The organism is Cytobacillus depressus, from assembly GCF_008923245.1.
Taxonomy (GTDB): domain Bacteria; phylum Bacillota; class Bacilli; order Bacillales; family Cytobacillaceae; genus Cytobacillus; species Cytobacillus depressus.
Genome location: NZ_WBOS01000016.1, coordinates 37,838 through 58,760, shown reverse-complemented (window position 1 = coordinate 58,760; position 20,923 = coordinate 37,838). Strand labels below are relative to the sequence as shown.

The following is a 20,923-nucleotide window of genomic DNA, read 5'->3' as shown; positions in this document are numbered from 1 at the left end:
TTCTGTCAGTTCATTCGTAATAAAAGTATCGGACATAATGAACGGAGGGGTTAGAGATGGAAAAGGCTTTACTTGAAAAGAACGCAGAAGTGTTAAAAAGGGCTGTTGGAAGCTGGTTGGATCGAAGAATTCTTCTTACTATGGCTGCCCAATTTGCGGCAAAGGGAAAGTCAATCGACGGCAGTGCATTTCTTAAAGTTGCGGACACTGTGAAAAAAAGTGCATCCCTATTCTCGCCCTTGAGAAGTATTTATTATCCTATTGCGGGGCTTATCCTTACGAATGATCATCTTCCTGATGAGGAGATTACTCGTTTGCATCGCCATTATGAGGATTTGCGTAAGGCTGGATTTCGAAGTTCAATGTATACTTATTTGGCCGCTTTTCTCATGGATGATCATTTGAATCCCGATCGAATAAAAGCCGTATATGAGGAAATGAAAAAATATCATCGTTTTCTAACCTCCTATGATGATTATCCAGCAGCTGTCATTATTGCGAAAAAAGAGGGACAAGTTGCAGAACTAGTTGAGATTTCCGAGAAATACTACGAAGAACTAAATAGAAATGGATTTCATAAAGGGAATGATTTGCAGTTTTTAGCGAATATGCTAGTGTTGAATGGAGCATATAGCAATGAGCTCGTAGGCGATGTTATTCATGCGAAAGATGAATTTAGACGAAATGGAATAAAAGTGAAAGAGATGCACTATTCATCATTAGCTGTCATTGCACTCTCGGGGAAAATTAATGAGGCAGTCAAATATGCTCTTGATCTAATAGATATGAAACTATTTAAATGGCATAAGGAAATGGCCATCGTGGTGGCAACAGTAATTGTTTCACAGGAGTTTGCTGATGCTCCGACTGGCTTAACGGCTGCTTTACAGGCAATGATCCAGGCACAGCAAGCTTCAATTGCTGCAGTAAGTGTAGCAGCTACTTCAGCACACGGAAGCTAATAAAAAGGGGCGCAATCCTAGCAACAATAGGAAGGCGCCCTTTTTGGGACATGGGGACAAGTTCACTGTCCCGTTGGCAACAGGTTTATTAATACACTTTATCCCCATTGAAAATGGAGTTTTTCACGACAACGTAATCAACATTACGAATAGCGCTTAATTTCGTTCCTCCAGCATAAGAAATGGATGATTGTAAGTCTTGTTCCATTTCCGTTAATGTTTCTTGTATAGGCCCTTTGAACGCTACATACATTTTTTTACCTTCAACGTTTTTCTTTTCGCCTTTTTGGAATTCAGATGCAGAACCGAAGTATTCTTTGTAAAGCTTTCCGTCTTTTTCAACAGTTTCGCCAGGAGAATCTTCATGTCCAGCAAATAGAGAACCGATCATAACCATGGAAGCACCGAATCTTACGGATTTAGCAATATCCCCATGTGTGCGGATGCCGCCGTCTGCGATAATTGGCTTCGTTGCTGCTTTTGCACACCAGCGCAATGCAGCTAATTGCCAACCGCCAGTGCCAAAACCTGTTTTGATCTTTGTAATACAAACTTTACCTGGCCCAATGCCAACTTTTGTTGCGTCCGCACCAGCATTTTCTAATTCTCTTACAGCTTCTGGTGTTCCGACATTGCCGGCAATCACGAAGCTTTCAGGAAGATGTTTTTTAATATGTTGAATCATCGCAATCACTGCATTGGAATGACCATGTGCGATATCGATTGTAATATAGTCTGGAGTAAGCTGTTCCTCAGCTAATTGCTGAACGAAACCGTATTCTTCTTCCTTCACGCCAACGCTAATTGATGAGTATAGTCCTCTTGCGTTCATATCTTTAATGAAAGAAATCCGCTTTTCTGGTTCAAAGCGATGCATTATATAGAAGTAACCATTTTCTGCTAAGTAAATGGCGATCTTTTCGTCAATAATCGTCTGCATATTAGCAGGGACAACAGGCAGTCTAAATGTATGCTTGCCTAGAGTGACAGAAGTATCACATTCTGAGCGGCTATTTACAATACATTTTGCCGGAATTAATTGAATATCTTCATAATCAAATACATTTTCCATATTTCCACCCCTAAATACGAACGATTAAATTCGTTTATTTAAAAAATATTCGTCCATAGGTAATGTACAACAATATTTTCTGTGTGTCAAAGTTTTTTATGCGTATCATTTTCTATGTTGTGATAATGAGTTGATTTCATTGATTTTGGTCATCTTATACATATGGGTTTGGTAAAACATATTGTTGTCGTACTAACTACGCATATGGCTAAAAATTGAACAACATCACTAAATTAGCTTTTTAGAAAATAATTCTTGTCTTTTCTAATAATCCCTTCTATAGTTAAATCGTAATGACAACTGTCAAGACATTAGGGGGAATAAACAAACATGGCTGAGAAAACAATTTCTCAAAGAAAGCTGCTAGGCATTTCAGGACTTGGCTGGATGTTCGATGCGATGGATGTCGGCATGCTTTCATTTATTATTGTAGCTCTTAAAGCGGAATGGGGTTTAACCCCTGAACAAATGGGATGGATTGGAAGTGTCAACTCGATTGGGATGGCTGTTGGTGCACTCCTTTTTGGGATGTGGGCAGATCGTATCGGGAGAAAGAATATTTTTATCATAACTTTGCTCATGTTTTCACTTGCCAGCGGGCTTTCGGCATTTACTACAACTCTTGCCGCTTTTCTAGTTTTACGCTTTTTCGTTGGTATGGGTCTAGGCGGAGAACTGCCTGTTGCCTCGACACTCGTTTCGGAAAGTGTACCTGCTAAGGAACGTGGTCGGGTTGTTGTTTTACTTGAAAGCTTTTGGGCGTTCGGCTGGCTGCTTGCTGCACTTATTTCTTATTTCGTTATTCCGTCATTTGGCTGGAAAATCGCCCTTATTCTCGGTGCACTTCCTGCTTTTTATGCACTTTACTTGCGTTTGAATTTGCCGGACTCTCCAGCATTTTCACCGAAAAAGGTAGAAAAACGTACGATTGGGCAAAACGTGAGAGATGTTTGGTCGAAAAAATATGCTCGTTCCACATTTGTACTGTGGATGGTCTGGTTTACAGTCGTCTTTTCCTACTATGGCATGTTCCTTTGGTTGCCGAGTGTGATGGTTATGAAAGGCTTTAGCATGATTCAAAGCTTTGAATATGTGTTAATCATGACACTTGCCCAGTTACCAGGGTATTTTACCGCCGCTTGGCTCATTGAGCGGATGGGACGGAAATTTGTGCTTGTTACTTATTTACTTGGTACAGCAGGCTCTGCCCTTGTTTTCGGCAATGCGGAAACGACGGCCATGCTGATCACCGCTGGAATCTTATTATCGTTCTTTAACCTCGGAGCTTGGGGTGCGTTGTATGCCTACACGCCAGAACAATATCCAGCCGTCATCCGTGGAACGGGAGCAGGAATGGCTGCGTCTATCGGACGGGTGGGCGGAATACTTGGCCCGCTTCTTGTCGGCTCGCTAGTTGCCGCTGGTTATTCAATCGGATTGATTTTCGGCCTATTCTGTGCAAGCATCGTCATTGGTGTTGTAATTCTTGCCTTCTTTGGACGGGAAACGCGGCAAATTGAATTAACATAATAAGGAAGTTTTTAACTTTATAAGCGCTAGAACTTATTAGGAGGCCCATCAGGCGGATTGACCGTTTCATGGGCTTTTCTTCTATTTTGCTTAAGTATTTAATACCGCTGAAAAGGAACAATAACCTATATAAGAAAGTTCCAATTATGATGAGTGGCGGTGAAACAATGCACAATCGAATTGAAAAAATAAAAGATCAGCTCCCAGAGGGCTATAAAGATATTGCTGTTCTAGCCCGTCATATATTTGATGCATTTGATAAACTAGTTGGAGAGCATAGACGGCTTATCGCGATTAAAGCAACAGCAAGAATCAAACCAAACCCTGATGAAGAAAGAACATTTTTCGAAACCATTAATCAAGTAAAGATGATCATTCTCGATGAATTAGAAAAGACAACCCAAGATATCGAGCATAAAGGCGATAAGAATTGGGATAAAAACTATCGAGATGGGATTGAATAGTCGCTACGGACATCTTATTGTCAGACCGAGCCCGAGATGTCCGAAATTCGCCTTATAACGGACATTTTATCGTCAGACGGCGCCCGAGATGTCCGAAATTCGCCTTATAACGGACATTTTATCGTCAGACGGCGCCCGAGATGTCCGAAATTCGCTCTATAACGGACATTCTATCGTTAGATCGCACCCGAGATGTCCTTTATCCACTTTATAACGGACATTTCAACTTCCGATCGTGCCCAAGGTGTCCGTTATCCGCATTATAACGGACAGTTCATCCTCAGAATGAGCCCCGAGTGTCCGTCATCTCTATAACTAGCCATTCCCAAGGCAAAAAATCAAAATCCTTTCATTCGCACAACCCCTTTGTGAAAATCCGAAACTAGTATACAATATATAAGGATAGAAAATAATACCACAAAATACTAAAATAAAGCCGCTGGCGGATGCCACTGAATATTTATCATGTGAGCCCTATAAAAGATCCAAGCGCATCATACGCCGGGGTAAATTTGATTAAAGTTATTCTGAGAGGACAGATATTAATTGGAGACAAAAAAAGCATTGCCTATACTATTTTTAGTTATGTTTCTAGTAATGGTGGGCTTCGGAATCATCATTCCTGTTATTCCTTTTTATGCTGAAAATATTGGTGCTAGCCCAGCTGAGCTTGGCTGGTTAATGGCTGTTTATTCCCTAATGCAGCTTCTTTTTGCACCAGTATGGGGGAGAGTCTCGGATCGAATTGGACGAAAGCCCGTAATTGCGATCGGGATTGCTGGATTATCGCTATCTTTCTTTCTTACTGCTTTTTCCACTCAGCTATGGATGCTTTTTGCTGCAAGGATTATAGGGGGCATTTTATCCTCAGCAAATATGCCGACAGTTATGGCATATGTTGCTGATATTACATCAGAGGAAAACCGCGGCAAAGGAATGGGAATCGTTGGCGCCGCGACAGGGCTCGGCTTTATTTTTGGTCCGGCAATCGGCGGCATGTTTTCAAAAATCAGTTTAACAACGCCATTCTATATCGCAGGAACGATATCTGCGTTAACCTTTTTCCTAGTGCTTTTCATATTAAAAGAATCTTTAACAGAGGAAAACAGACATCAAACGAAGAAGAGAGCATCCCTATTTAGCGCGTTCACAGGTTCAGTATCTATTTTATTTTTACTGCAGCTGTTTATTTCCTTATCGCTCTCTGGCTTGGAAGCGACGTTTGCTTATTTCGCTGCGAAAAAAGCTGGTCTAGGGACCGTTCAATTGGGTTATATTTTCATGATTATGGGACTTGCAAGTGCGATTGTGCAAGGAGGGCTCATAGGGCGATTAACGAAAAAGTTTGGCGAGGGGGCTGTGATCCAGGGCGGGATTATTGTGTCCGCGATTGGGTTTGGCTGTATTTTACTCGTTAAAGACTTCACGACAGCTGCCATTTATTTAACCATCTTTGGCGTCGGAAATGGAGTCATTCGTCCTACTGTATCTGCTTTAATTACGAAAAGATCAATGGCTGGTCACGGGAGCTCCACCGGGCTCTTATCTTCCTTTGATTCCCTCGGAAGAATCATTGGTCCGCCTTTAGGAGGCTGGCTATTTTCAATCCAAGCCGGGCTTCCTTACATTTCTGGTGCTATATTGTCACTATTTGCCTTCGTTTTATATAGAATCTATGTCTTAAAATCGAGTAAGACGATATTTTATATGCCCGAATTAACTAAAAAATAATGATAAAGTGAGTGTTCAAAAAGGAGGACAAAAAGAGCCGAGAAGTTCAAGGAAGCGTAGCCTTCGAGCACCGGAACGTATGCTTTTAATACGTGAGGAGCGGAGAAGTAAGCTGACGCCGAAATTCGACGGCTATTTTTCCCGGACTTTTTGAACAACTTCTAAAAAGATAAGCCGCTTCGGGAATTCGCCTCTTGAAGCGGCTTTCGATATTTTTTTAATCCTTCCATGTTCTTAGCGTGCCAGAAACTACCTGTGCTATTTGACTGAAATTACGTAATATCTCTTGCACGGCTAAGCAATTCTATGTCAATATCTATATTAGTGAAGAATATCGTAAGAAGGTATTCAAGGAGATGAGAGTTTGAATAATAAAGCTGTAATTTTAGGATGTAATTATTATATAGGTTTAAGTACAATTCGCTGTTTGGGAATTCATGGCATACATACGGTTGCCATTGATTATTCTGCAGAGGACCGATATGGCTCTGAATCTAAATATTGCTCCGAAAGGCTAATTGCTCCTTATTATAAAGAAGATCCAAAAGGATTTATTCAATTTTTAATAGATTATGCGAAAAAGCAGAGCGTTAAGCCGGTTCTAATCCCTTGTCATGATTCATATGTAGAAATCGTTGATGAGTATTTAGATGAGATCAGAGAGCATTATCTCATTCCTCAAACGGAAAAAGGCCTTTACACGAAAGTGATGAATAAGGAAACTTTACATGCATTAGCTGTGGAAAAGGGAATGGATGTCCCTGAAACGGTTAGAATAGATGAAGAAAATTTTATTGAAAAAGTGGAATCGACGCTGAAATATCCGTGTATCGTTAAGCCGACCGATTCACCGGCCTTTGTTGCACATTTTAGAAAAAAGCTTTTCAAAGTCTTTAATCGGGAAGAATTAGTTGCAGCCATCGAAAAGTCAAAGAAAGCTAATTTAGAAGTAATTGTGCAAAGAATTATTCCTGGCTTTGATGATCATATGTATACATTTGATGCGTATATGAACCAAGATGCAAAGGTTACGCATTGGGTGACATGTCAGAAGCATCGCCAATACCCGATTAACTTTGGTGCATCTGTGTACACAGAACAAAAATATGTTCAAGAGCTGTACGATATTGGCGCTCCATTTTTGGAAGCGATCGGATTTAAAGGGTTTGCGGAAATTGAGTTTAAAAAGGACGCCGAGACAGGAAAGTTCTATTTAATTGAAATCAATGCCCGTATTACAAACTTAAACAACTTATTATATGAAGTAGGGGTGAATTTCCCTTACATTACTTATCGGGAGCTAACAGGGTCCCCGCTTGAGCCATATGCGGTAAAAGAAGATAAGCACCGTGTGTTTTGGTATGCATATGAAGATTTACTCGCTATCCGCGGCTATTTAAGAACCGGACAGCTCACAAAAAAACAAGTGATGCAATCTTTGATGAAACGAAAATCGTATGCGATCTGGGATTGGAAGGATCCAAAGCCTGGCCTTGTTAACTTTAGAAAAATCGCCGGAAAGTTATTGAAGAAAAATTAAGTGAATACTTAATCCACAGCGATTGTTTGCTAACGCAGAAAAGAGGTAAAAACGATGAAGCTTGAAACACTTCTTCAATCAATACAAGTAAAAGATGTTATGAATGATCAAGATTTAAATATATACGGCGTTTCATATCATTCCCAAAAGGTTACAAATGGACACCTTTTTGTTTGTGTGCGCGGATATAAAACGGACGGACATAAATATTTAGCACAAGCAGTAGAAAAAGGTGCTGTCGCAGCGGTTGTAGAGGAATTCCAAGAAGGAATCGATATCCCTCAATATTTAGTAGAAGACAGCCGGATTTCTTTAGCCAGATTAGGTGCTCACTTTTATAATCATCCGTCTAAAAAGCTGAATATGATCGGCATTACGGCAACAAATGGAAAAACGACGACTTCCTATATGACGAATGCCATTTTAGAAAATGAAGGCTTCAAAACAGGTCTGATCGGAACAGTTTCTATCAAAATTGATGACACATCGATCCCTTCAGACCTGACAACGCCAGAATCTCTCGACTTACAATACTACTTAAACGAGATGGTGGAGCACGATGTTTCTCATGTCAGTATGGAAGTATCATCGCAAGCTTTAGAAATGCATCGTGTCGAGCAAGTGGATTACGATATTGTCACGCTGAATAATGTGAGCCGTGAACATATTGATTCCCATGGCTCTTTTGAGAAATACTTTGAAGTGAAATCAAGTTTAATTAGAAATGCCAGTGAAAATAGCTTTGCCGTTCTAAATTTAGATTGCCCATATTCCTCTTCTTTAGTCAATGCAACAAAGGCTCAAGTTGTTACATTTGGAGTGAAAAGCAAGGACGGGCATATTCATTGTAAAAACCTAGATTTATCAACAGGTCGAGCTAAATTTACAGTGGAAATATTAAAAACGTTTAAAGTAAGGGATACGGAATATATTCCAGGTGAATTTGATATTGAGTTAGCTGTACCAGGACTGCATTCTGTCTATAATGCAATGGTCGCTATTACAGTGGCGCTGCTGTCTAACGTATCTGTTTCAACGATCCAAAAAACTCTCAAGACTTTTGGCGGAGTAGAGCGCCGCTTTGAGTTCATTTTTGAGGATGATTTTAAAATCATCGATGATCATTTTGCTAATGCAGGGAATATCAATGTGACGCTTGAAACATTGAAGTTCATGGACTATAAGAAGCTTCATTTAGTTTATGCAATAAGAGGAGAAAGAGGTCCTACGGTCAATCGTGAGAATGCGGACACGATTGCCGAGTGGGCTCCAAAGCTCGGCTTTAATGAAATCATTGCTACAAAGAGCATTTCCCATGTAACGGCAAAAGATAAAGTAACAGATGAAGAGCAGCGAGTGTTCGAAGAAGTGATGGATCAAGCAGGTATCAAAGTTCAGTTATATGATGAACTTCCTGATGCGATTGCTAAAGCGCTGGCAAGAGCAGAAGAAGGAGATTTAATTCTGCTGGCGGGTTGCCAAGGAATGGACCCTGGCGCTGAAATTGCTTTACATCAAATTGAAAAGCTAAACGCAGATATTTCAAAAGAAAAATTATTCATGCCTCTTCGAAACCGTGTTTCAGGGCAGACAGAAATAGTGTAAAATTATATCTTGCATGGGGCCCTCCTCAGGGCCCCATTTTAAGGAATGCCTAGCTCCAGCGCCTAACTAAGGCGCTTGCGCTATTCATTGTCTAGCTTCAGCGCCTACCCCCTCGAGGTCATAAGCCGTTCCGCCCAGAAAGGTAAAGAACACCTTCCCGTTCGGACCGTCTTATGCTTGTCGGGGGTGGGCAAGGCGCTTGCGCTTTTCTTGGCTAATAGGAAAATTTAAGTTTATTAAAGTACTAAAGCAATATTGAAACTTAGATGAAATTTCCACTTGAAATATCGCGTAAGTAAAACTAAGGCATTCGCCAGAAAAGGACTTGGCGAACGCCAAGTTTTTCTAATGTGAACATACTAAAATAAAGGTGATTAAAAAATGTGCGGTTTTGTTGGTTTTGCTCATTCTAACCGAGAATTAGATAAAATAAAAACGATTAATGATATGATGGACACGATTATTCATAGAGGTCCAGACAGCGGTGAATCTTATACGGATGAACATGTGGCATTTGGCTTCAGACGTTTAAGCATCATCGATTTAAGAGAAGAAGCTAGTCAGCCGATGTTTAACGAAGACAAAAGCTGTGTATTAATTTTTAACGGCGAAATTTATAACTATCAAGAATTAAAGAAGGACTTAGTAGAAAAAGGTCATATCTTTAAAACCGATTCAGATAGTGAAGTGTTGATCCATGGCTATGAGGAGTATGGCACTGAGCTATTGCAAAAGCTTCGAGGAATGTTCGCATTTGCTATTTGGGATACAAAGAAGGAAACGATGCTTATTGCACGGGATTTCTTTGGGATTAAGCCTCTTTACTATACACAAAACACAACTGATAACTCCTTAATCTTTGGTTCAGAAATTAAATCATTCCTAAAGAACCCAGCCTTCAAAAAAGAATTAAATAAGGATGCTCTTATGCCTTATTTAACTTTTCAATATTCAGTGCTTGATGAGACTTTCTTTAAAGGCGTGTACAAGCTTAAGCCTGGCCATTATATGATCTACAAAGATGGCAAGATGGAGATTAAGCAATATTGGAATGTAAATTTCGATGAAAAAGAGAATACCTTAGATCATTATATTAAAGAAATTAATAGCACGATGAGAGAATCGGTTGATTATCATCAAATTAGTGATGTTAAGGTTGGTTCTTTCTTATCAGGCGGAATCGATTCTAGCTATATTACGGCTTTATTAAAGCCTAATAAAACCTTCTCAATCGGTTTTAAAGATTATGAAGGAATCTTTAACGAAACGAATTTGTCTAAGGAACTATCAGATATTCTAGGCATCGATAACTATAGTAAGCTAATGAATGCAGATGAATGCTTTGAGACATTGCCTACAATCCAATATCATATGGATGAGCCGCAGTCGAATCTATCCTCTGTTCCTTTATACTTTTTATCTAAATTAGCGAGGGAGCATGTAACAGTAGTCCTGTCTGGAGAAGGTGCGGACGAGATTTTTGGCGGGTATGTCTGGTATCAGAAATCAGCGAAGCAAGAAAAATATGAAAAGGTTCCATACGTTATTCGACGTGCGCTTTCCAAAGTAGGCGGCGCCCTTCCGCAAAATAAAATTACGACCTTCCTTGTAAAAGGCGGACAGAAGATCGAAGAAAAGTTTATTGGACAAGCAAAAGTCTTTGAAGAAGAAGATGCTTTCAACGTATTGAAGGACGGGTATAAAAACGGACCGACAGTACAGAGTATTACAAAACAAGTATTTGACGAAGTTCAGGGGAAAGATGATGTTACGAAAATGCAGTATCTTGACTTAAAACTTTGGCTGCCAGGTGACATTCTTTTAAAGGCGGATAAAATGAGTATGGCTCACTCTATTGAGTTAAGAGTTCCATTTTTAGATAAAGAAGTCATGTCAATGGCATCTGAATTGCCAAGCTCTCTGCGTGTGAATCGCAAAGATACGAAATATGCATTGCGGGCTGCTTCCAGTGAGGTTCTCCCTGATGAATGGGCAAACCGTCCAAAGGTTGGTTTCCCTGTACCGATCCGTTTCTGGCTTCAAGAAGAGAAATACTACCGCATCGTGAAAGAAATGTTCGAGTCAGATATCGCGAAGGAATTCTTCAACACGGATGAACTTTTAAGATATTTAGAAGAACATTATACGAAGAAACATAACTACGCAAGATATATTTGGACTGTGTATGTGTTCCTCGTATGGTATAAGAAATTTTTTGAAGAATTATAAGCAGTATCACCTCTAAATAGGGGGTTGATATAAGTGAGAAAAATAGCAGTCAGCACGATTTTTGTTATTCTAATATGTGTTGTTTATTTTTCAATGAATAAAGTAAATAGCCATATAAGGGTAAACAGCAACGCTAATTCGGAAATCGATTTTACTGGTATAGATTCCATTACAAAGCTTAATGTCCCGACATATGTAAAAAAGTATGATTGGACACCTGAGGGACAAATGAAAATAACAGAGGTTTTTATCCCTGTTAAAGCCGTTATGCAATTGCCGGAGCTTCCGCATGGCTGCGAGATCACTTCGTTAACAGCGATTTTGAATACTTATGGGTACGGGGTTTCAAAAACGGAAATGGCCGATAACTATTTACCAAAACAGCCATTTTCCCAAAAAAATCACCGCCGGTATGGTGCGAACCCTTATAAAGCATACGCCGGCAACCCAAGTAGTGAAACTGGTGGATTTTTTAGCTATGCACCTCCAATCGTCGAAGGTGCAGCTAAATATGCAAAGGCTGTAGGCGCTAACTTGCAAACTCTTGATATGAGCGGAAGTACAAGAGAAGAAATCATCAGTCTGCTGAACAAAGGCATTCCTGTCGTTGTTTGGGTCACCCTTGATCTCGGAAAGCCAAGGCTGAATTATTCTTGGCACTTCCATGACACAGGAGAGAAATTTACGGCTCCAACCAACTTACATGCTGTTGTCTTAAATGGCTTTGACGAAAAGAAAGTTCACGTCATGAATCCGTTACACGGACAAATGACCTATGATGCAGACGCATTTTTCAAAAGCTATCAAGAACTTGGCAGCCATGCGATGACAGTTGTTAAAAGTGAAAAATAAAGTTCAACTTCATTCGGTGGGGCGGTTTTATTCCCCACCGAATGTTAGTTGAACTTATCGGGCCTTTACGGGCTGTTTGATCTCCAACTTGAAGTGTGTTTTCCCAACTTCTTGATACGAGAGTCTTACAGCCCGTTAATCTGCGACAACAGTGAAAGCAAAAGAACTCCAAATGCCATAGGTAAAATTGGATTTTCTTTTGCTTTCAGTTTTTTGTTAATATAATAGTAAAGGCTATGTTAAAGCTTAATCTTGAAATTTGCACTTGTTGATTGTAGCGGAAGGCGCGTGCTGCAGCGGAAATCAACAGCTATGTTTAACACAGCCAAGTATAAAAAGTCATTAAATTGAGAAGGATGAAACATGCAAAAGAAAAGTTTAGGAGTTATCGGTGGGATGGGGCCCATGGCTACATCCGTTTTTTTTGAAAAGGTCATTGAAAACACGGTAGCCAATTCCGATCAAGAGCACATTAATATGGTCATTTTAAATCACGCGACCCTGCCTGATCGGACAACTGTGATTTTAAATAATAAAGAAGAGTTATTTTTAAATGCTATTTTTAAAGACTTCAAGCTTCTTGAAGCAGCCGGTGTGGAACATATCGCGATCCCATGTAACACATCTCATTTTTTCTATGATCAAATGCAGGAAATGTCCACTGTGAAAATTATTAATATGGTGGACGAGACGTGTAAAGAAATTCATAAGCAGCATGGAGATGGCAGTAAAGTGGCGATCCTCGCTACAAATGGGACTGTTAGCTCAGGTATTTATAAACATGGCTGCAGGAAGTATAATATGGAATTGTATACACCTGATGAGGTCTCTCAAGAGCAAGTGATGAATACAATTTATAATATAAAAAGTGATTTAAAGGTAGATGTAGAGGCAATCGAGCAAATGATTAACGATCTCATCTGGAAAGAAAAGTGCTGCTGTGTCATACTTGCTTGTACGGAGCTATCTTGTATGAATCTACGTCCGGAAGTCATGAAATATTGCATAGATGCCATGGATGTTCTAGTGGAGAAATCAATTGAATACTCTGGTGGCACGGTGAAGAATCCGATTAGATGGAGCTAAGAAAAAGTATTTTCGATGATAGGGGAGGGGTTTATGTTGAAACTTGATGAAGCGGAAAAGTTTAAGAGGTTTTTGGAAGAATCTTTCGGTGATGGAGTCAATATTAGAGAATTGCGTTTATCCACTGAGGAAACAGAATACATCAAAAGAATTTACCCAAAGGCAAGTTTAAATAAAAGTATTCCAAAGGAAGCCCCCGACGGGAAGATTTGGTATAAAGTATCCCTTCAGCCTCCTAGTAAAAACTTAGAATCGCAAAATACTGAAGATCTAGCAACAGTTCAAGCAGAAAACATAAAGCTAAAGATTGAACTGGAAAGATTAAAAAGGGATATGGCAAATAGCCGAGAAAAATAATGAGCCAAGCTTTGATAAGATATATAGTCAATTACCGCCAAGTTTAGCTTGGCGGTTTTTTTATTGTATGTAAAACTAAATGCTTTTGACTTTTAACACACCGATAAAGGACACAGAATCGTGATTACTCCACTTGAATGTCCTTTAAAACACTGATAAAGGACATAGAATTACGATTCCTCCCCTTTCATGTCCTTTAAAACACTGATAAAGGACACAGAATCGTGATTCCTCCACATTCATGTCCTTTAAAACACTGATAAAGGACATAGAATTTCGATTTCCCCCCATTCATGTCCTTTAAAACACTGATAAAGGACATAGAATTTCGATTTCTCCCCTTTCATGTCCTTTAAAACGCGAATAAAGGACATAGAATTACGATTACTCCCCATTCATGTCCTTTAAAACACTGATAAAGGACATAGAATTACGATTTCTCTATTTTAATGTCCTTTAACACACCGATAAAGGACATAGAATTACGATTCCTCCCCATTCATGTCCTTTAATACACCAATAAAGGGCACAGAATCGTGATTCCTCCCCATTCATGTCCTTTAAAACACTGATAAAGGACACAGAATCGTGATTCCTCCCCATTCATGTCCTTTAACACACTGATAAAGGACATAGAATTACGATTTCTCTATTTTAATGTCCTTAAAAACATGCAAGGTTAAGGACAGATGCTCATAGTAGCATTATTCGACATGAGTCTCCATTCTATTGAAATAAATTTGTAATAATTTTTGGGATTAACTTTTGATAGGACAATGCTATAATATAAAATGTGCAATTATGGGACAAAAATTGACCAATATTGCGAAATTTTACCACGGTTACCTTTTCAAAAAGCAACAAACTTCTTCATTTTCAGTGTGAATATAATACATAATTAGACAAAGAGTATGCCATCTAGTATGATAGTGGCTTTACTAGAGCAATAGTTTACTAGATATACATAATGCCGATGACGACAGAAATAAAGATGCAAGCAATTTAGAAGGGAGAAACGTACAAGTGAAACGGAAATTTCTCATTCTAGGAATTGGAATCATTATAGGCTTTGGAAGTTTATTTTCCCCAATTTCTACTACAGTACAAGCTGCCGGGGTCAATAATCAGCTTGAGGATAAAAAGAAAGATGTTCAGAATAAGCGTTCAAACGTACAATCTGATATAAATCAAACACAGAATAAAGTGAATGATATTAATGCCGAGCAAGCAACGGTTAAAGCAGAAATGAAAAAGATAGACCTTGCCATTGCGGACACAAGCAATCAAATAAGGGAAAAAGAAGCCCAAATTGCTGAGACGAAAGAAGAAATAGAGAGACTCCAAGCTGAAATTGCGGTATTAAAAGACCAAATTCAAAAGCGTGACGAACTACTGAAGGAGCGTGTCCGCTCGATTCAAGAAAATGGCGGTGTCATCAGCTATATAGATGTTCTTCTAGGTGCGCAAAGCTTCGGTGACTTTATTAATCGTGTAAGTGCCGTTACAACCTTTATGCAGGCTGATAAAGATTTACTTACAGCTCATCAAGAGGATAAAGCCGCCCTTGATGAAAAAGAAGCCATCATGCAAAAGCAATTAGATGGGTTAAATCAAAAAAAGGCCCAGCTTGAAGAAATGAAGAAAAAGTATGACAGCCAAATGGCAGAAAAGAATAATCTTCTTGCCAAGTTAAATAAACAAGAAGAAGAAATGCACGAAATGCTTCACGAGCTTGAGGATCAAGATGCTATTCTTGCAGCCCAAGAAAAAGCGATTAAAAAAGAGATTGAGGCATGGAATAAAAGACAACGGGAACTGGAAGAACAGCGGAAAAGGCAAGCAGCTGCAAATGCTGCTACCAAAGCAAATGCAAATGCAACAGGCTCAGTCGGACCAATGCCAACGATTTCAAATGGTGTTTTCATGAACCCGACAACAGGCAGACTGACCTCACACTTTGGACAACGCTGGGGGACATTCCATTCAGGTATAGACATTGGTAAAGGCGGCCGGACGGGATCGGTGCCAATCGTTGCGTCAGCTGCAGGTACAGTCATTCGTGCCAACTACGATCGAAGCTATGGAAATGTCGTCATGATTACTCATGTGATCGATGGACAAGTCATGACAACTGTATATGGCCATATGGAAAGCCTTAGTGTCTCAAACGGACAAAGCGTTGCGAAGGGCCAATTATTAGGCTATATGGGCAGCACAGGTCATTCTACTGGCCCGCATCTTCACTTTGAAATCCATCATGGCCCTTGGAACGGTGGCCGTACAAACTCGGTAAATCCGCTTAAATATGTTTCATATTAATAGTAAAAGTATTATTTAAAGTCATTGATGCATTTAACGCATCAATGACTTTTTTTAATATCCACTTATTCCTAAAGATATTTGAATAAGATTTGTAAATATTATAGATGAAGGCTATATTTTTTAAATATTATTATTATCGAAACTGGTATGTTAAATGAGGGGGGCAATAGTGATGAGAAAAGAGCTAATGGGAATGTTAGAAGCTCGAAAAGATGAAATGATCCAAATTCGCCGTTATTTACACGAAAACCCGGAGTTATCCTTTAAAGAAGAAAAAACCGCTCAATATATTATGGATTTTTACAAAGGAAAAGACGTTGAGGTTCAAACAAATGTAGGAAACGGGTACGGGATTATTGTAACGATTAAAGGTGGAAAGCCAGGAAAAACTATAGGCCTTCGAGCAGACTTTGATGCACTTCCAATTGTTGAAGAGACTGATGTCCCATTTAAATCCAAAAATGAAGGTGTTATGCATGCATGCGGTCATGATGGGCATACTGCCTATTTATTAATTCTTGCAGATTGTCTCATCCAATTAAAAGACCAAATTACAGGCACAATTAAAATTATTCATCAGCATGCGGAAGAAACTCCACCAGGCGGAGCAAAAAGCATTGTTGAATCTGGTGCACTTGATGACTTACATGCTGTTTTTGGAATCCACTTATTTCCGACGAACCCTACAGGTGATATAGGATATCGAAGCGGCTATTCGATGGCTGGAAGAACATATTTCAAGCTAGTGATTCAAGGAGTAGGCGGTCATGGATCTACACCACAATCGGCAAACGATGCGATTGTAGCTGCATCCCATTTTGTCACAGCTGTTCAAACTGTTATTAGCCGCCGCTTAAATCCTTTTGATGTTGGTGTTGTTACCATTGGTTCTTTCGATGGAAAAGGCTCCTTCAATGTCATCAAAGACAGTGTCGAGCTTGAAGGTGATGTACGCTATATGACCGTTGAAACTCAAGAGTTAATTGACAAAGAAATTCACCGTATTGCTAATGGAATTGAGGCTATGTTTGGTGTTGAATGTGATCTTACATATACAGCGGATTATCCGCCTCTATACAATGATCCCAAAATTACAGAAGATGTCGTTGCGAGTCTTAAAAGCATGAATGACCAGGATATTAAGCAAGTCATTGAATTCCCTATGTTTTCTGGTTCTGAAGACTTTTCATACTACGCAGAAAAAATCCCTGGCTGCTTCTTCTACATTGGCTGTAAACCAAAAGGAGTAGAAAAAGCGTTTTTCAATCACCATCCGAAATTTGACATCGATGAAGATGCCCTTCTCGTTGCAGCAAAATCAGTTGGACAAGTTGTTTGTGGTTATTTTGGCATAGATTAGCTAATCGTTAGACCGAACTTTAGGAGTGGAAAGCATCCTGAGTTCGGTCTTTTTGGCATTTGTTTAAAAAAGCGAGAATAAAACATTTGGCCTAAAAGAAGGAATTACCTCAAGTTTTGTCGAACTATTCCTATTATTAGGTCGATTCTACTAACTAAAGAGAATTTAGGGGAGGGGGATAGATGTGAAGTTAATTAAAAACTTTAAAATAAAAAATAAATTATTTGTTTTAGTTAGCACAGCCATTATTTTTCTTATTAGTATAAGTGCAATAGGTTATATATATATGAGCCAAATGTCAGCCAATACAAAAGAAATGTATACGGATCGATTAATTCCAATAAAAAATATTAATCTCATTCGAAATAATAATCGCGCGCTGGATTCATTTGTCCTTGAATTGATGATTACAAACGATCGGGCTAAGCAAGTTGATCTAGAAACAAAAATTAATGAGAGATTTGACCAAAATAATCAGCTAATGAATGAATACGAAGCGACGGGCCTAGATGCAGCTTCAAAACAAAATTTTAATCACTTGCAGGAGCATCTACACGCCTATGAAAAGGAGCTTCAAACGATAGTAGACTTGGCTTTAGCTGGTAAATCTGATGAAGCATATTCTTTATATTCAACAAAGCTGAATAGTGTAAAAGTAGCAGTAAGCGGTTATTCGGATGTGATCAGTGACAGTAACATTAAGGCATCAGAAAATCTGAATAAAGCAAATGCTGATAAAAAGAATCAGGCTACCATGATCATGCTGTTTGTTTCCTTACTAGCTGCCGTCTTTTTTACTGGCATGGGGTTAGTCATTATAAAGCTGATAACGAGTCCTATGAAGGAAATTCAGAGTCTTATGGCAAAGGCGGAGAAAGGCGATTTTACGATTAGAGGAAGTGTTCAATCCAAAGATGAACTCGGATTATTATCCGAATCCTTTAATAGTATGGTGAACGGTATTCAAGGGCTCATTCAACAGGTTACACAAACGTCAGAGCATGTAGCCTCTGCTGCTGAGCAATTAACGGCAAGTACAGAAATGACGAATAAAGCAACGGAGCATATTGCGAGTACCATTCAAGAATTGGCCGCTGGAACAGATCAACAAGTGCAAAGTGTAGGCGGAACGAAGAAAGTTATTAACGAAATGTCCGCAAGTGTTCGTCACATTGCTCAGAATGCCCATAGCGCTTCAGATAAAGCGCTGGTAACTTCGGAAAAAGCATTAGAAGGAAATGAAACGATTTCAAATGTAATTCATCAAATGAACTCTATTAATCAAACAGTCTCTTTATTAGGAGATACGATTAGGGGGTTGGGTGAGCGTTCAAAAGAAATTGGCTCCATCATAAAGGTTATTACCGATATTTCCGCCCAGACTAATCTTCTTGCTTTGAATGCTGCAATTGAAGCGGCACGAGCGGGGGAGCATGGAAGGGGATTTGCTGTTGTTGCTGCTGAGGTTCGAAAACTAGCTGAACAATCTGCAGGATCTGCCCAAAAAATTGCGGCACTCATCACCTCTATTCAGAGTGAAACACAATCAGCTATTTTTTCCATGGAACAGGCCTATGAAGAAGTAAATGAAGGAATCGGAATCGTAAACACAGCGGGCGAATCATTCGAGGAGATTCAAAGCTCTGTAAAAGAGGTGGCTACTGAAATCCTTGATGTTTCTTCGGCCGTCCAGCAGATGGCTGCAAGCTCAGAACAAATTCTAGACGCCATTAATATCGTCAACGAAGTAGCTGCTGCAGCCGTCACAGGTACTGTTGAAGTCTCATCAGCCACGGAAGAACAGTTAGCATCGATGGAAGAAATCGCAGCTTCCTCCATGGCTTTATCGAAAGTAGCAGAAGAATTAAAATCGTTGATCGGGGAATTTAAAGTTTAATTGCGATACCATTTAAATGGACACTTTTGGGCTTTTTTTGCTTGCAATGTCCGTTATCGTCATTATAACGGCGGCTTTTGGACTTTTCCCGCTTAAAATGTCCTTTATTGAAAATATATAAACCGTAAAAATGCCCGCATTAAGGTCATAGAAAGTGACCAAAATTCGGGCATTGTCATTTGATTATTTACTGCCAGGCGCTGGATGGTCAACTCCTTTTACCCGATGTCGATGCCCATCGTTTTCACTCGTATAGAAATCATAATAATGTACATGCATACCATCTCCAACTTGGATGGCAGGGCCTGAATACGCTATGTAATGGTGATTATGCCCATCTTCAAAAAGCACATATCCTTCCGTGTAATGAATATGGTTTCCGTCCTGAGTTTGGATAGGAGGAGAAGTAACATCCAAACACTGATGGACATGTCCGCCACTTACAGAAGTATAATCAACAGACCCATGATTATGATGAGGCACAAAACCCGGTTTAAAATCATCCTTTCCCACTCTATTCAAGTCACTCACCTCAGCATGGATATTTTTAACCTCTACATGTATATGCGTGCTAATTGGATATTAATTCTTGGTTCATTGCATAGTTAATTAGAAACATATAATAGTATGAATTTACTTTATTTGCATGTAGGAGGAGATAATCACTGTGGAAACGTGGGGGCAAATGAGAAAGCAAGGGAAAAGGCGATTTATTCTTGGGTTTGGCATGGTTATTTCGATTCCATTCGTTATTGACTACTATATAATTAAACTTCTTCTTAACTCATTTCGAATCACATTTGATTTTACTGAACTTTTACTCGTTTGGATTGTATGTATCTTATTAGCATTATTATTTGGGATGTACGGGTGGGATAGAATGGAGAAGGACTGGCAGGAAAAAATCAATAGTGAATAACTTTACCAGAATAATAAATGCCAAATCGATTAAAAATCAATCAAACGTTTGATTAACAATTGATTTTTCAAATTTAATCAAACGTTTGATTAATGCTCCGTACCTACGGCCCCAAGCAATTCGAAGTTAATCAAACGATTGTTTAACAGCAAGAAAGAGGACTTTCAATCAAACGTTTGATTAATAAAAATATTTGTTGAAGATTGAGAAGTTAATATAGTTTTGAATAATATTTATTGATAAAACGGAGGGTCCTAAATTGCTGGCTCATTTATTTTTTGTTCGCCATGCCCATTCAGTTTATACACGAGATGAATTGCAAAGGCCGTTATCAGAGCAAGGATTTCTTGATGCTAGGAAAATTACAGAAATACTTAAATATGAAAAAATTGATTATGTTATTTCAAGCCCGTACAGAAGGGCCATTCAAACTGTTGAAGGTGTTGCAGGATTGCTAGGTAAAGAGGTAATAATTGAAGACGACTTCAAAGAACGGAAACTATCTGAAAAACCTGCCGATGATTTTCATGCGGCAATTGCAAAAGTATGGGAGGATGACTCTTTTTCTTGGGTAGGAGGAGAATCGAATAAATCAGCCCAAGTTAGAGGTGTTCAGGCAACATTGCAGGTTTTAGAAAAGCATAAAGGAAAAAATATTGTGATAGGCACTCACGGAAACATAATGGTTTTAATCATGAATTATTTTAACGAAAGATACGGATTTGAATTCTGGCGAGAACTGGACATGCCGGATATTTATAAATTATCCTTTGATCATTTTAGGCTGATAGAAGTGACTCGGCTGTGGAATAGAGAAGGGGAATGATTTATTTTTCGTGGAAAAAGAAGGGAAGATCTCTAATAAACCCGTCCGTTTATAGTTTCCTAAAATAACAAATGCCCAATCTGTAAAAAATCAATCAATCGTTTGATTAGTTGGGTGGTTTTTCCAATTCAATCAAACGTTTGATTAATGCTCCGTACCTACAGCTCCAAG

At 39.1% G+C, this 20,923-nt stretch carries 17 protein-coding genes; 15 read left to right on the top strand and 2 right to left on the bottom strand.

Features of this window, described 5'->3' with window-relative positions:
* Window positions 1-56 precede the first annotated feature (56 nt).
* Window positions 57-962, top strand: coding sequence for a DUF4003 family protein (locus F7731_RS21110; RefSeq protein ID WP_151536785.1), 906 nt, complete (start codon window positions 57-59; stop codon window positions 960-962).
* Between the two features lie 88 nt (window positions 963-1,050).
* Here the strand turns inward: F7731_RS21110 and guaC are convergent, their stop codons facing one another.
* Entirely contained in the window at window positions 1,051-2,034 is a 984-nt protein-coding gene (gene guaC, locus F7731_RS21105; RefSeq protein ID WP_151536784.1) for a GMP reductase, read from the bottom strand.
* 330 nt (window positions 2,035-2,364) lie between these two features.
* Between guaC and F7731_RS21100 the strand changes: the two genes are divergently transcribed.
* The 12 genes from F7731_RS21100 (at window position 2,365) to F7731_RS21045 (ending at window position 19,007) form a co-directional block, all read left to right on the top strand.
* Window positions 2,365-3,564, top strand: a complete 1,200-nt coding sequence (locus tag F7731_RS21100; RefSeq protein ID WP_151536783.1) for an MFS transporter — start codon at window positions 2,365-2,367, stop codon at window positions 3,562-3,564.
* Between the two features lie 68 nt (window positions 3,565-3,632).
* Window positions 3,633-4,028 carry a hypothetical protein gene (locus F7731_RS21095; RefSeq protein ID WP_246197365.1) on the top strand — a complete coding sequence of 132 codons (396 nt, stop codon included), beginning with the start codon at window positions 3,633-3,635 and terminating at the stop codon, window positions 4,026-4,028.
* A 546-nt stretch (window positions 4,029-4,574) separates the two neighbouring features.
* Entirely contained in the window at window positions 4,575-5,759 is a 1,185-nt protein-coding gene (locus F7731_RS21090; protein ID WP_151536782.1) for an MFS transporter, read from the top strand.
* A gap of 364 nt (window positions 5,760-6,123) precedes the next feature.
* Window positions 6,124-7,299: a carboxylate--amine ligase gene (locus tag F7731_RS21085; RefSeq protein ID WP_151536781.1), complete on the top strand. Its 1,176-nt coding sequence runs from the start codon at window positions 6,124-6,126 to the stop codon at window positions 7,297-7,299.
* 54 nt (window positions 7,300-7,353) lie between these two features.
* The gene (locus F7731_RS21080) at window positions 7,354-8,904 is read left to right on the top strand and encodes a Mur ligase family protein (RefSeq protein ID WP_151536780.1); all 1,551 of its coding nucleotides are present in this window, start codon (window positions 7,354-7,356) and stop codon (window positions 8,902-8,904) included.
* A 381-nt stretch (window positions 8,905-9,285) separates the two neighbouring features.
* Complete coding sequence (asnB, locus tag F7731_RS21075; protein ID WP_151536779.1) at window positions 9,286-11,133, top strand: asparagine synthase (glutamine-hydrolyzing); 1,848 nt, start codon at window positions 9,286-9,288, stop codon at window positions 11,131-11,133.
* 33 nt (window positions 11,134-11,166) lie between these two features.
* Window positions 11,167-11,985, top strand: a complete 819-nt coding sequence (locus tag F7731_RS21070) for a C39 family peptidase (RefSeq protein ID WP_151536778.1) — start codon at window positions 11,167-11,169, stop codon at window positions 11,983-11,985.
* 363 nt (window positions 11,986-12,348) lie between these two features.
* A complete protein-coding gene (gene cuyB / locus F7731_RS21065) occupies window positions 12,349-13,071 on the top strand; it encodes a cysteate racemase (protein ID WP_151536777.1) in 723 nt (240 codons plus the stop codon).
* 33 nt (window positions 13,072-13,104) lie between these two features.
* Entirely contained in the window at window positions 13,105-13,428 is a 324-nt protein-coding gene (locus F7731_RS21060) for a hypothetical protein (protein ID WP_151536776.1), read from the top strand.
* Between the two features lie 1,023 nt (window positions 13,429-14,451).
* Window positions 14,452-15,747, top strand: coding sequence for a murein hydrolase activator EnvC family protein (locus F7731_RS21055; RefSeq protein ID WP_151536775.1), 1,296 nt, complete (start codon window positions 14,452-14,454; stop codon window positions 15,745-15,747).
* Window positions 15,748-15,922: 175 nt separating this feature from the next.
* On the top strand, window positions 15,923-17,110 hold the full coding sequence (locus F7731_RS21050; RefSeq protein ID WP_151536774.1) for a M20 family metallopeptidase: 1,188 nt from the start codon (window positions 15,923-15,925) through the stop codon (window positions 17,108-17,110).
* 184 nt (window positions 17,111-17,294) lie between these two features.
* Window positions 17,295-19,007: a methyl-accepting chemotaxis protein gene (locus tag F7731_RS21045; RefSeq protein ID WP_151536773.1), complete on the top strand. Its 1,713-nt coding sequence runs from the start codon at window positions 17,295-17,297 to the stop codon at window positions 19,005-19,007.
* A gap of 183 nt (window positions 19,008-19,190) precedes the next feature.
* On the opposite strand, the gene F7731_RS21040 is transcribed toward F7731_RS21045, so the two are convergent.
* Window positions 19,191-19,529, bottom strand: coding sequence for a YmaF family protein (locus F7731_RS21040; RefSeq protein WP_151536772.1), 339 nt, complete (start codon window positions 19,527-19,529; stop codon window positions 19,191-19,193).
* A 145-nt stretch (window positions 19,530-19,674) separates the two neighbouring features.
* On the opposite strand from F7731_RS21040, the gene F7731_RS21035 reads away from it, so the two are divergent.
* Window positions 19,675-19,926, top strand: coding sequence for a hypothetical protein (locus F7731_RS21035; protein ID WP_151536771.1), 252 nt, complete (start codon window positions 19,675-19,677; stop codon window positions 19,924-19,926).
* A gap of 259 nt (window positions 19,927-20,185) precedes the next feature.
* Complete coding sequence (locus F7731_RS21030; protein WP_151536770.1) at window positions 20,186-20,752, top strand: histidine phosphatase family protein; 567 nt, start codon at window positions 20,186-20,188, stop codon at window positions 20,750-20,752.
* The last annotated feature ends 171 nt before the right edge of the window (window positions 20,753-20,923 follow it).